The following is a 12,478-nucleotide window of genomic DNA, read 5'->3' on the forward strand; positions in this document are numbered from 1 at the left end:
GAGGGCATGCGGTAACGGGAGGCCGAGATGACGTGGGTCGCCAAATGGCAGAACCAGTATGGATCGATCGTCGAGATCACCAGCGACGCCGATGGCCGCATCGAGGGGACCTTTCGTACGGCGCTTGCCGATAGCGGCTTTTACGGTCAGACGGTCCCGATCGCCGGCGCCCACCGGGGCAATTGCATCGGCTTTTCGTCGGTCGGGTCTTCGGCGGCGGGCGATCGTGTCGTCTCCTATGCCGGTTTGCTTCGCGACGGAAAAATGGAAACGGCGTGGTTCGTCGTGTCTGACAAGGCGCTGGTTGCAGCCGGGGAGGGCGAACCGGCGATGCTGAAGCCGTTGAACTGGTGGCGAGCGGTCACGACCAGCATCGATACCTTTGAACGGGTGATGTAGCATCGACTAGGTGGCTTCGCCCTCCGCGCGCGCCGCGGCAACGGCGCTTTCGACTTCCGCGGCGAGAGCACTCAGATGCTCGGCAAGCTTGCTGAACAGCTCGCGCTTTCGGACATCCGTTGCCAGATCGCGGATCAAGGCGCACTCCGCGGCGTCAGTGCGAAGTTTTTCGAGATGCATCAGCATGTCCTGCATTTCCGGTCCCCGAATGCGCTTTCCACCAACGGTAAGGTGGCACGGAAGCATGCGACAATAACCTGTGATAATTTGCCGCCGAACCTCAGGCGGGATACGATCGTAAGATGGGAAGCGAGCGCTACGCGTCGCGCCCAAGGCGGAGTTGATGGGTATCGCTGTGCCCCAGCCATCCCCACCAATGCAGTCTAGCGGCGATCAAGTATCTCCCGGACCCGTGAGGCGAGCTTGGCCTGTGAGACCGGTTTCTCCAGAAGATCGACGCCCTGGTCCAGCCTTCCATGGTGGATGACGGCGTTCTGCGAGTAGCCTGTCATATAGAGAATCTTCAGTCCGGGCCGCATCTCGGCAGCGCGTTTCCCGAGTTCGCGGCCGTTCATGCCCGGCATCACCACGTCGGTCAGCACGAGATCGATATGCGGCTGGGCCTGCAGCAGGATCGTCAGCGCGGCCTGCGCGCTCCCCGCCGTCAGGACCCGGTAATTCAGCTCGCGCAGCAGCTCGCTGACATAAGTGCGAAGATCCTCGTCGTCTTCGACGACCAGGATCGTCTCGATCTTGCTCGATTCAGCCTCGGCGACAGGTTCGTTGATTTCCTCCTGCACCGCGGCCGGGCCACGGTGGCGGGGGAAATACATCTTGATGTTGGTCCCATAATCGAGCTCGCTGTAGATCTTGATATGACCACCGGACTGCTTCACGAAACCATATACTTGGCTTAGGCCAAGCCCGGTGCCCTGGCCGGTCTCCTTGGTGGTGAAGAACGGCTCAAAGGCGTGGCTCAGCGTGTCCTTGCTCATGCCGAGGCCGGTGTCTGTCACGCTGATCACCACGTATTGCCCGGGATTGAGTTCAGGATTTCGCAGGCAATACTCATAATCGGCGGATACGTTGACCGCCTCGATCGTCAGTTTGCCGCCGTCCGGCATCGCATCGCGCGCATTGATCGCAAGGTTGAGCATGGCCGATTCGAGATGGTTCGGGTCCGCTTCGATCTGCCAGAGCCCGGCGCTGCCGACCGTTTGAACCTCGACGCGCTCGCCGAGGGTTCGTTGCAGAAAGTCCTGCAGCCCGCTGAGGAAGTTGTTCAGCTCGATCGGTTTCGGAGCAAGAGCCTGTCGCCGCGAAAAGGCGAGCAGGCGGCTGGTCAGGCTGGCTGCGCGCTGGGCGCCGCGTTTCGCATGGGATAGAGCTCGCTGAAAATTGGCGTTGCTGGCAAGCTGCCTGGCGTGCCGCTCCATCGTTTCCAAATTGCCGATCACGATCATCATCAGATTGTTGAAATCGTGCGCGACGCCCCCGCTGAGCTGTCCGACAGCCTCGAGCTTTTGCGAGGCAAGCAATTGATCCTGGACCTTGGCCAACGCCTCCTGTGCGGCGCGGCGTTCGGTGATGTCGCGGGTAATTTTGGCAAACCCGATCAGTGCGCCGCCTTCGTCGACGATCCGGTCGATGACGACCGACGCCCAGAACTTCGAGCCGTCTTTGCGTACACGCCATCCCTCGGCTTCGAACCGACCTTGCGCGGCTTGCTCGAGCGCGAGTTGAGGCTTGCGATTTGCGCGATCCTCCTCCGTGTAGAACTGCGAGAAGTGCCGGCCGATGATTTCCTCCGGCGGGTAGCCCTTGATCCGTTCAGCGCCCGGATTCCAGGTGACGATGAAGCCCTTGGCATCGAGCTGGAAGATGGCATAGTCCACCACTGCTTCGATCAGCCGGCGGTAGCGCCGTTCGCTCTCTATGAGGGCCCGGCCTGCTTCCTGACGCTCGGTGATGTCGCGTGTGACCTTGGCGAATCCGATCAGTGACCCCTTGTGATCCCGTACAGCCTCGATCACCACGGTCGCCCAAAAGCGGCTTCCATCCTTGCGCACGCGCCAGCCTTCCGAGCTAAATCGTCCTTGCTCGGCGGCGATCGCCAACGCCTTCAGCGGCAGTCCGGCGGCTTGATCTTCGGGGGTATAGAAGATCGACAAAGGGCGCCCGATGATCTCGTCGGCGGTATATCCCTTCATTCGGGTCGCGCCGGAATTCCAGCTCGCGATCGTGCCGTCAGGATCGACCAGATAAATCGCGTAGTCGACGATCGTGTCGATCAGCAGTTGAAGCCGTTGACTGTCTGTGACGCCAGTTGCGTTTGAATGCATTCGCGCACAATACCCAAATGAGCCGCCCCTCGATGCAATCGGATGACGTAGGCGGTAACGTCAGCATATTGAACTCGTTCCCGGCCGCAATAGCCTGCAAATTAGGAACCAATCGGAGGGTTCTGCACTCGAGCCGAATGAACTGCAATTCATCACTGCGCGGAATTGCCCGAAGAGGCTGGGCAAGAATGGGACGGCTTACCCATCCTTCGATTGTTCGGACCGCCGTTGCCCATGCGACACGACGGGCAACTCAGTCAAAATCTGTCAATCCGTCTCGGCAAAAATATTTCGATTTATCAGAAGGACAACTCAGTGTATGGTTCGGCCGTCTCACCCGATCGAGGGGCGCTTCGCGGTCGTCACGAACGCGGGTCGAGATGCGGTGGACGCCGATTGCGCAACTGACGAGTGCGTATGACGCGGACGGTGAAGTCGTGTGGTCCTGACGCCCTAGTGGTAGGTGTCTCTCGAATTGCGCGGTGCGCGTTGCGGAGACGGTGACAACAAAGCCCAGTCTCGCCGGGGAGAGCACGAAGTAAGCCGTAGCCCATCGCGCAGGGAAAGCCGGGTTGTCTCCGGTTACACCTGTGGTCCTACCCCCGTGCTTTCTACCTTTTGCACGGGGCCCATGGGTGCGATCGGCACCCGGCTTTCCCTGCGCCCTCTGTTCAAGAGGGCAGAACGAAGAGCAAGACTCGGACAAATCATGTCGCGAGAACGCGGGCGTTTGACTCACAAATCGCACAACACGCTCGCTGTCGTCCCTGCGAAAGCAGGGCCCCATGACCACCGATGGTCATTGTTGAACGACGCCGGGACGACGAGCCCAAGCGCCAGCGTCTCTGGAATGCTGGATCACCCGCCTTCGCCTTCGCGGGTAATGACACCGAATGTTTGACGCCTTGAATCGAGAACCATCCTCGTGGTCGTCCTGGCGAAAGCCAGGACCCATTACTCCGGATGATTATCGTTGTACGACGACGCTGGGGCCACGATCCCGTTCACCATTAATTTCGGTGGTTATGGGTCTTGGCTTTCGCCAGGACGACATCAACAATTTGTTTCTCCCGCTACCCGATCCGCACCACCATCTTGCCGAGCGCGGCGCGGGTCTGCACGGTGGTGAACGCCGCGCGGAAATCCTCGAACGCGAACACCTTGCCGACGACAGGCGTCAACCGGCCGTCGTTCAGCCATGCCGACAATTGCGTCATCACGCGCGCCTGCGCTTCGGGCTCGCGGCGCGCGATCTGCGCCGCGTCGACGCCGATCAGCAGGCCGCCCTTCAGCAGCGGCAGGTTGAACGGCAAGGCGGGAATGCTGCCGGCGGCAAAACCGACCACGACGTGGCGGCCGTTCCAGGCGATCGAGCGGAACGCCTGCAGCGAGACCTCGCCGCCGACCGGATCGAAGATCACGTCGGGGCCAAGGCCGCCGGTCGCCTCCTTCAGCGCGTCGCGCCAATCGGGCCGCGTGTAGTCGACGACAGCGTCGGCGCCGAAGTTTTTGGCGAAGTTGCGCTTCTCCTCGGTCGAGGCCGCGGCGACGACGCGCGCGCCGAGCAGCTTGCCGACCTGAATCGCGGCGATGCCGGTGCCGCCGGCGGCGCCGAGCACCAGCAGTTGCTCGCCGGCCTTGAGCGCGCCGCGCTCGCCGAGCGCATACAGCGCGGTGAGGTAGTTGGTGCGAAAGGCCGCGGCGGCCTCCATCGACAGGCCGTCAGGCATGATCTCGACCGCCTCGGCCGGCACCACGATCTGCTCGGCCAGCGCGCCGGAGCGCGCCGCGCCCATCACCCGCATGCCCGGCGCGATGCCGGCGACGTCGCTTGCGACCGCGTCGACCACGCCGGCGAATTCCGCACCGGGCGTAAAGGGCAGAGGATCCTTGGTCTGGTAGCGGCCCTCCACCTTCAGCCCATCGACGAAACCGATGCTCGCGGCGTGGACCCGGACGCGGATCTGTCCCGCAGCCGGTTCGGGGGTGGTGATCTCCTTCAACCCGATCTGATCGATGGGCGTATATTGCTCGACGACGACCGCCTTCATCCTGTCCTGCTCATTGGTTGGTTTCCTCTGGCGAAGCTATCTCATGTCCGTTGTTCTACGGGGAGGGCTTTTGCGCATCGCGCGGCCGCAGTCTGAGCAGAAAGCCAACATCTTCAACGACATCGCGAAAAGGCGGCCGTTTACCCGTTGTTATCCCTACCAAATTCGGTAACGCGTCCTTAAGCGCATTAACGTTAGGGTTTTTCCACGCGGCCCGCCTTGGGCCGCGCGCCGTCCAGGACGGGCAGGTGTTGCGTTCGCGTTGGAGTCTCCCATGGATATCATGACAGGCGCCGGGCTGTTGGCTGGCATCATCGTCATCGCGGTGATGATGTTCATGGGCGGCGACCTGCACATGTTCATTTCCGAACATGCCATGATCATCATCTTCGGCGGTTCGATCGCGGCGACCATGATCCGCTTTCCGCTCGGCGTGATGCTGCATGGGCTGCCGCTCGGCGCCAAATACGCCTTCACGATGAGCCGGCTGTCGGCGCGCGACCTCGTCGACGAGCTCGCCCGCATCGCCGAGATCGCCCGCAAGCAGGGCCCGGTCGGGCTGGAGAAGGTCGAGACCGACGAGCCGTTCCTCGCCAAGGGCATCCGTTACGTCGCCGACGGCTACGACCTCGAATTCATCCGCGACAATCTGGAGCGCGACCGCGACAATTTCCTGATGCACCTCGACGAGGGCAGCAAGATCTATCGCGCGATCGGCGACTGCGCGCCGGCTTTCGGCATGATCGGCACGCTGATCGGCATGGTGCAGATGTTCGCCAACATGACCGACCCGTCGAAGCTCGGCCCGTTCATGGCGACCGCGCTGCTCGCAACGCTGTACGGCGCGCTGGTCGCCAATTTGTTCTGCCTGCCGATCGCCGACAAGCTGCACGGCAAGCTGCTCGACGAGGAGACCAACCGCACGCTGATCATCGACGGCATCCTGATGATCCGCGACTCCAAGAGCCCCGCGCTGGTGCGCGAGATGCTGCTGGCTTACCTGCCGGAGAAGCATCGCCACGAGGAGGGCGAGCCGGTCCCGGCCTGACCGGACGGCGCTTTCGGGAAACGCAGCCGGAAAAACGCGACAATGGCCAAGAAAAAGCGCGGCGACGCCCACACCGGAGGTCACGGCTGGTTCGTGACCTTTGCCGACCTGATGGGCCTGATGATGAGCTTCTTCGTGATGCTCGTCGCGTTCTCCACCATGGACAACAACAAGCTGAAGATCGTCGCCGGCTCGATGCGCGACGCTTTCGGCGTGCAGACCAATGTCCGCTATTCCGGCATCGTCGAATCCGACGGCCTGCCGACCCGGCCGAAGCTGAAGAATGTCGAGCACATCTCGCCGGAAGACTCCTCGGCCAATCCGACACCAGACGAGAAGGAGCGCAGCCAGATCAATGGCGCGCGGCTGAAGATCGACCGCGAATTCGCGCTGGCTTCCGCCTCGCTGCGGCAGGCGTTGCAGGACATGCCGGAGCTCACCGAGATCTCCAAGAACATCATGTTCGAGGAGACCAAGGAGGGGCTCAACCTCGAGATCGTCGACCAGGACGGCCGCTCGATGTTCGCTGATGGTTCCAGGGAGCCGTATGAGCGCACCCGCCGGCTGATCCAGAAGCTCGCAGCGCCCTTGAAGGCGACGCCGCTGCGGGTCTCGATCGTGGGGCATACGGCCGCAGGCTTCGTGCCAGCGCGCAGCGATTATGACGCCTTCGACCTCTCCGCCGACCGCGCCAACGCGGTGCGGCAGATCCTGGAGCGGGAAGGGCTGCCGCCCTCGCATGTTTTTGCGGTTTCCGGCAAGGCGGACGGCCAGCCGCTGTTTCCCGACGATCCGACGCTGCCGGCGAACCGTCGCGTGACCATCACCTTGATGCGCGAAAATCCGCCACTGCCGCCGGATCTGAAGCCGTAGCTTCGGTTATCATGCTACCGTCAAGCTAGCAGTGTTGCGCGGTTGACACGCGCGGTGGAAGCGCCGATAGCCGCGCGGATCAAATCAACCGATCGGGCGTTCCAACCTCGCCATGGCTGTCAGCGTCTCATCCACCGAAGCCCAGGAGGGCCAAGGAGCCGGTCAAGGCACAGGCCATGCCACCTCCGGCTTCTGGGCCCTGACGCTGGGCAGCATCGGGGTGGTGTTCGGCGATATCGGAACTTCGCCGCTCTATGCATTCCGCGAGGCGGTCGGCGGCGCCGCGCACGGCCAGCCGGTTACCCGCATCATGGTGCTGGGCGTGCTCAGCCTGATCCTGTGGGCGCTGTTCATCGTCGTCACCGCGAAATACGTCCTGCTGCTGTTGCGCGCCGACAACAATGGCGAGGGCGGCACGCTGTCGCTGATGGCGCTCGGTCAGCGCGCGATCGGACGGCGCAGCTGGCCGCTGCTCGTGCTCGGCGTGGTCGGTGCCTCGATGTTCATTGGCGATTCCATGATCACGCCGGCGATCTCGGTGCTGTCGGCGGTCGAAGGCCTCAAGCTCGCCACGCCGCACCTCGAGCATTATGTGGTGCCGCTGACGATTCTGATCCTGGTCGTGCTGTTCGCGGTGCAACGCTCCGGCACCGCGCGCGTCGCCTCCGCCTTCGGGCCCGTCATGGTGGTGTGGTTCGCCTCGCTCGCGGTGATGGGGCTCGTCCACATCATGGACGATCCGTCGGTGCTGGCGGCGATCAATCCGTACTACGCGCTTCAGTTCATGTTGACCCACGGCACCGTCGGCCTGGTGACGCTGGGCGCGGTGTTCCTCGCGGTGACCGGCGGCGAGGCGCTGTATGCCGATCTCGGGCATTTCGGCCGCAAGCCGATCCAGTCCGGCTGGCTGTTCTTCGTGCTGCCCTCGCTGCTGCTGAACTATTTCGGACAGGGCGCGCTGGTGCTGTCCGATCCCTCGGCGATCGAGAACTCGTTCTACCGCATGGTGCCCGACGTGCTGCTGCTGCCGCTGGTCGGGCTCGCGACCGCCGCGACCGTGATCGCGAGCCAGGCGGTCATCACCGGCGCCTATTCGCTGATCAGCCAGGCGGTGCAGCTCGGCCTCTTGCCGCGCTTCGAGGTCCGCTATACCTCGGAGACCCATGCCGGGCAGATCTACCTGCCGCGGGTCAACCGGCTGCTGCTGATCGGCGTGCTGCTGCTGGTGCTGCTGTTCCGTACCTCGAGCGGGCTCGCCTCGGCCTACGGCATCGCCGTCTCCACCACGATGGTCGCCGACGGCATCATGGGCTTCATCGTGATCTGGAAGCTGTGGAACTGGCGCGTGGCGTCGGCCGCGGCATTGATCCTGCCGTTCGTGATCGTCGACATGACCTTCTTCAGCGCCAACCTGCTGAAGCTGTTCGAGGGCGCCTGGGTGCCGCTGCTGTTCGGCGTCGTCATCACGACGATGATCTGGACCTGGCTCCGCGGCGCCGCGATCCTGGTCGCCAAGACGCGCCGCATCGAGGTGCCGCTGCGCGACCTGATCCACAGCCTCGAGAAGCGGCCGCCGCATATCGTCAAGGGCACCGCGGTGTTCCTGACCAGCGACCCGAGCTTCGTGCCGACCGCGCTATTGCACAATCTCAAGCACAACAAGGTGCTGCACGAGCACAACGTGATCCTGACCATCGAGACCGCACCGACGCCGCGCGTCGATCTGTCGGAGCGCGTCAACATCGAGAAGGTCAGCGACAAGTTCACGGCGGTGCGGCTGCGCTTCGGCTACATGGAATCGCCGAACGTGCCGAAGGCGCTGGCGGTCGCCCGCAAGCTCGGCTGGCAGTTCGACATCATGTCGACCTCGTTCTTCGTCTCGCGCCGGTCGCTGAAGCCGTCGGCCCAGTCCGGGATGCCGCAGTGGCAGGACCATCTGTTCATCGCGATGAGCCGGTCCGCCAACGACGCCACCGACTATTTCCAGATCCCGACCGGGAGGGTGGTTGAAGTGGGTACCCAGGTAACTATTTGAGCCAACAGCAAATTCCGGTGTTGAAAAGCCGTGATCCATGCGTGATACGCATGGTGGAGACCTGAATCCGGGCTAACCTATGCATTCCTGCCGGGAGTATAGCCCTGCAACCCGGCATTGTGCAGTGCGGCAGAAGACAGAGGCGCAACTTTCCATGTCATCCGAGAGTGCGATCACCGCGGCGGAAACGCCCGCGGCAAACGGCCATGGCGAGGCGCATTCCACCGCCACCTTCAGGGCGCTGATGCTCGGCAGCATCGGTGTCGTCTATGGCGACATCGGCACCAGCCCGCTCTACGCGCTGCGCGAAGCCGTCGTCGCGGCCGCGGGCGGCGAGGGCGGCGTGACCGCGCATGCGGTGCTCGGCGTGGTTTCGCTGATCCTGTGGGCGCTGATCGTGGTCGTCACGCTGAAATACGTCGTGATCCTGCTGCGCGCCGACAACAATGGCGAGGGCGGTACGCTGGCGCTGATGGCGCTGGCGCAGCGCGTCGCCACTAAGGGCGGCGCTGCCATCGTGCTGCTCGGCATCATCAGCGGCGCGCTGTTCTATGGCGATGCCGTCATCACGCCGGCGCTCTCGGTGCTGTCGGCGATCGAAGGCATCAAGCTCGTCACCTCGACTTTCGATCCCTATGTCGTCCCGCTCACGGTGATCATCCTCGTCTTCCTGTTCGCGGTGCAGTCGCGCGGCACCGCCCGGGTGGCGGCCTTCTTCGGCCCGGTGATGTGCGTCTGGTTCGCGGTGATCGCAATCGCGGCGCTGCCGCAGATCGTGCGGCATCCGGAAGTGCTGTACGCGCTCAATCCGATTCTTGCGGTGTCGTTCATGCTGCATCACGGCGTGATCGGCTTCATCACGCTCGGTGCGGTGTTCCTCGCCGTGACCGGCGCCGAGGCGCTTTATGCGGACCTCGGCCATTTCGGCAAACGCCCGATCCAGACCGCCTGGCTGTTCATCGTGCTGCCGTCGCTGGCGCTGAATTATCTCGGGCAGGGCGCGCTCTTGATCGGTGATCCCAAGGGTATCGAGAACCCGTTCTTCCTGATGTTCCCGGACTGGGCGCTGATCCCAATGGTCGCGCTCGCGACCGTGGCGACGGTGATCGCGAGCCAGGCCGTCATCACCGGTGCCTATTCGCTGACGCGGCAGGCGATCCAGCTCGGCCTGTTGCCGCGCTTCGAGATCCGCCACACCTCGGAGGCGCATTCCGGCCAGATCTACATGCCGCGCGTCAACCGGCTGCTGTTCATCGCCGTCATCGTGCTGGTGCTGATGTTCCGCTCGTCGAGCGCGCTGGCGTCGGCCTACGGCATCTCGGTGACCGGCACGATGGTGGTCACGGCGATGATGGGCTTTGTGGTGATCTGGCGCGTCTGGCGCTGGTCGCCGATCGCCGCCGCCGCGCTGGTTGCGCCGTTCCTGTTCCTCGACATCACGTTCCTGGCCGCCAACCTGCTCAAGGTGTTCGAGGGCGGCTGGGTGCCGCTCGCGCTTGGCGGCGCCATGATCCTGGTGATGTACACCTGGCGGCGCGGCAGCCGGCTGCTGTTCGAGAAATCGCGCAAGCTGGAATTTCCGCTCGCCGATCTCGTCGCGATGCTCGAGAAACGGCCGCCGCAGCGGGTCCCCGGCACCGCGGTGTTCCTGACCAGCGATCCCGTCAGCGCGCCGACCGCGCTGATGCACAGCCTCAAGCACTACAAGGTGCTGCATGAGAAGAACGTCATCCTGACCATCGAGACCGCGCCGACGCCGCGCATCGATCCGTCCGAGCGGGTGCGGATGGAGCAGCTGAGCGAGACCTTCTCCAAGGTGACGCTGAAATTCGGCTTCATGGAACAGCCGAACGTGCCGAAGACGCTGGCGATCGCCCGCAAGCTCGGCTGGCAGTTCGACATCATGTCGACCTCGTTCTTCCTGTCCCGCCGCGCGCTGAAGCCGGCGGCGCATTCGGGCATGCCGAGCTGGCAGGACCATCTGTTCATCGCGCTGAGCCGCTCGTCGAACGATGCCACCGACTATTTCCAGATCCCGACCGGGCGCGTGGTCGAGGTCGGCACGCAGGTCACCATCTAGGCGCCACGATCCAGCGTTTCTGCGCGGTATCTAACCCGTTTCGGGCGCTTGATTTTCTCCGCGCGAGAGGCGACTTTGCGCCCCGGACCGGCGGGCCGCGTGACGCTCGCCAATCGGATAGTCGGGAGGATATTTCCGTGGCGGACCACAAGGTGGAAGATTTGTTTCCGGACGAGGTGTCGAAGGGCATGGCGGAAGGCCGCTATCTCCTCGTCGACGTCCGCGAGCCCAATGAGGTCGCAGTCGAAGCCTATCCCGATGGCGTCGTGGTGCCGCTGTCGACCTTCGACCCGGCGGCGATTCCCGATCCGCAGGGCAAGCAGGTGGTGTTCGCCTGCCGCTCCGGCAAGCGCTCGGTGACGGCCTCGCTGGCCGCCCAGGCTGCGGGCCTGCCCTACGACAAGCATCTGGCGGGCGGCATCATCGGCTGGAAGGCGGCAGGACTGCCCACCAAGACGGGCGGCTGATCCCCGACATGACCTCCATGAACAAGGTCTTCGCGGACCTTCCCGTCACCATTTTCGAGGCGATGTCGCAGGCCGCGCGCGACAACAACGCCATCAATCTCGGACAGGGCTTTCCCGACGATCCCGGACCGGAGGACATCCGCCGCGCCGCGGCGGATGCGTCTATCAACGGCTACAACCAGTATCCGTCGATGATGGGCATTCCGGAGCTCCGGCAGGCGGTCGCATCGCATTACGGCCACTGGCACGGGCTCAAGCTCGATCCGATGACCGAGGTGATGGTCACCTCCGGCGGCACCGAGGCGCTGACGTCCTCGATCCTCTCGGTGGTCGAGCCGGGCGACGAGGTGGTGTGCTTCCAGCCGGTCTATGATTCCTATCTGCCGATCATCCGCCAGGCTGGCGGCATTCCGCGGCTGCTGCGGCTCGAACCGCCGGAGTGGCGGCTGAGCGAGGAGATGCTGCGCAGCGTCTTCAACCACAAGACCAAGGCGGTGCTGTTCAACAATCCGCTCAACCCGGCCGCGGTGGTCTATCCGCGTGAGGACCTCGAACTGCTGGCGCGGTTCTGCCAGGAGTTCGACGTGGTCGCGATCTGCGACGAGGTCTGGGAGCACGTCGTGTTCGACGGCCGCGAGCACATCCCGCTGATCACGATCCCGGGCATGCGCGACCGCACCATCAAGGTCGGCAGCGCCGGCAAGATATTCTCGCTGACCGGATGGAAGATCGGCTTCGTCTGCGCCGCGCCGCCGCTCTTGCGCGTCGCTGCGAAGGTGCATCAGTTCCTGACCTTCACGACGGCGCCAAATCTGCAGGCCGCGGTCGCGTACGGCCTCGGCAAGCCGGACGATTACTTCTTCGACATGCGCAAGGACATGGCGCGGAGCCGCGACCGCCTCGCCAAGGGGCTGGAGAGCATCGGATTCCCGGTGCTGAAGTCGCAGGGGACCTATTTCCTCACCGTCGATCTGTCGCCGCTCGGGCTCAACGAGACCGACGCGGAGTTCTGCTGGCGGATCGTGCAGGATTACAAGGTCGCGGCGATTCCGGTGTCGGCGTTCTACGAGCAGGATGCGGTGACGTCGGTCGTGCGGTTCTGTTTCGCCAAGAAGGACTCAACGCTCGACACCGCGCTGGAGCGATTGTCGGACGCGGTTCACCGCCGCAAGAGGTAGACCAG

10 protein-coding genes are annotated in these 12,478 nt (G+C 63.8%); 7 read left to right on the plus strand and 3 right to left on the minus strand.

The features are described from left to right. Positions 1 to 27: 27 nt before the first annotated feature. Positions 28 to 399 carry an avidin/streptavidin family protein gene (locus ACVILL_RS29005; RefSeq protein WP_456732182.1) on the plus strand — a complete coding sequence of 124 codons (372 nt, stop codon included), beginning with the start codon at positions 28 to 30 and terminating at the stop codon, positions 397 to 399. A 6-nt stretch (positions 400 to 405) separates the two neighbouring features. Here the strand turns inward: ACVILL_RS29005 and ACVILL_RS29010 are convergent, their stop codons facing one another. The 3 genes from ACVILL_RS29010 to ACVILL_RS29020 all read right to left on the minus strand — a co-directional run bounded on the left by ACVILL_RS29010 (position 406) and on the right by ACVILL_RS29020 (position 4,792). Continuing rightward, positions 406 to 594: a hypothetical protein gene (locus tag ACVILL_RS29010; RefSeq protein WP_456732183.1), complete on the minus strand. Its 189-nt coding sequence runs from the start codon at positions 592 to 594 to the stop codon at positions 406 to 408. Between the two features lie 188 nt (positions 595 to 782). Continuing rightward, positions 783 to 2,741 (minus strand): PAS domain S-box protein, encoded by a 1,959-nt coding sequence (locus tag ACVILL_RS29015; protein WP_456732184.1) that lies wholly within the window; start codon positions 2,739 to 2,741, stop codon positions 783 to 785. A 1,073-nt stretch (positions 2,742 to 3,814) separates the two neighbouring features. After that, positions 3,815 to 4,792, minus strand: a complete 978-nt coding sequence (locus ACVILL_RS29020) for an NADPH:quinone oxidoreductase family protein (protein WP_456732185.1) — start codon at positions 4,790 to 4,792, stop codon at positions 3,815 to 3,817. Between the two features lie 274 nt (positions 4,793 to 5,066). Here ACVILL_RS29020 and ACVILL_RS29025 point away from each other — a divergent pair, with 274 nt between their 5' ends. The 6 genes from ACVILL_RS29025 (at position 5,067) to ACVILL_RS29050 (ending at position 12,473) form a co-directional block, all read left to right on the plus strand. After that, entirely contained in the window at positions 5,067 to 5,840 is a 774-nt protein-coding gene (locus ACVILL_RS29025; RefSeq protein WP_456732186.1) for a motility protein A, read from the plus strand. A 42-nt stretch (positions 5,841 to 5,882) separates the two neighbouring features. Further along, positions 5,883 to 6,713 carry a flagellar motor protein MotB gene (locus ACVILL_RS29030; protein WP_456732187.1) on the plus strand — a complete coding sequence of 277 codons (831 nt, stop codon included), beginning with the start codon at positions 5,883 to 5,885 and terminating at the stop codon, positions 6,711 to 6,713. A 112-nt stretch (positions 6,714 to 6,825) separates the two neighbouring features. Further along, positions 6,826 to 8,748, plus strand: coding sequence for a potassium transporter Kup (locus ACVILL_RS29035; protein ID WP_456732188.1), 1,923 nt, complete (start codon positions 6,826 to 6,828; stop codon positions 8,746 to 8,748). A gap of 154 nt (positions 8,749 to 8,902) precedes the next feature. Continuing rightward, positions 8,903 to 10,828, plus strand: coding sequence for a potassium transporter Kup (locus ACVILL_RS29040; protein WP_456732189.1), 1,926 nt, complete (start codon positions 8,903 to 8,905; stop codon positions 10,826 to 10,828). 188 nt (positions 10,829 to 11,016) lie between these two features. Beyond that, a complete protein-coding gene (locus ACVILL_RS29045) occupies positions 11,017 to 11,295 on the plus strand; it encodes a rhodanese-like domain-containing protein (RefSeq protein ID WP_229168750.1) in 279 nt (92 codons plus the stop codon). Positions 11,296 to 11,303: 8 nt separating this feature from the next. After that, complete coding sequence (locus tag ACVILL_RS29050; RefSeq protein ID WP_456732190.1) at positions 11,304 to 12,473, plus strand: aminotransferase; 1,170 nt, start codon at positions 11,304 to 11,306, stop codon at positions 12,471 to 12,473. The last annotated feature ends 5 nt before the right edge of the window (positions 12,474 to 12,478 follow it).

The sequence above is a fragment of the Bradyrhizobium sp. USDA 3364 genome, assembly GCF_054056355.1.

Coding starts and splice junctions, on each gene's coding strand:
- ACVILL_RS29005 (WP_456732182.1), top strand. CDS start 28: ATGACGTGGGTCGCCAAATGGCAGAACCAGTATGGATCGATCGTCGAG.
- ACVILL_RS29010 (WP_456732183.1), bottom strand. CDS start 594: ATGCAGGACATGCTGATGCATCTCGAAAAACTTCGCACTGACGCCGCG.
- ACVILL_RS29015 (WP_456732184.1), bottom strand. CDS start 2,741: ATGCATTCAAACGCAACTGGCGTCACAGACAGTCAACGGCTTCAACTG.
- ACVILL_RS29020 (WP_456732185.1), bottom strand. CDS start 4,792: ATGAAGGCGGTCGTCGTCGAGCAATATACGCCCATCGATCAGATCGGG.
- ACVILL_RS29025 (WP_456732186.1), top strand. CDS start 5,067: ATGGATATCATGACAGGCGCCGGGCTGTTGGCTGGCATCATCGTCATC.
- ACVILL_RS29030 (WP_456732187.1), top strand. CDS start 5,883: ATGGCCAAGAAAAAGCGCGGCGACGCCCACACCGGAGGTCACGGCTGG.
- ACVILL_RS29035 (WP_456732188.1), top strand. CDS start 6,826: ATGGCTGTCAGCGTCTCATCCACCGAAGCCCAGGAGGGCCAAGGAGCC.
- ACVILL_RS29040 (WP_456732189.1), top strand. CDS start 8,903: ATGTCATCCGAGAGTGCGATCACCGCGGCGGAAACGCCCGCGGCAAAC.
- ACVILL_RS29045 (WP_229168750.1), top strand. CDS start 11,017: ATGGCGGAAGGCCGCTATCTCCTCGTCGACGTCCGCGAGCCCAATGAG.
- ACVILL_RS29050 (WP_456732190.1), top strand. CDS start 11,304: ATGACCTCCATGAACAAGGTCTTCGCGGACCTTCCCGTCACCATTTTC.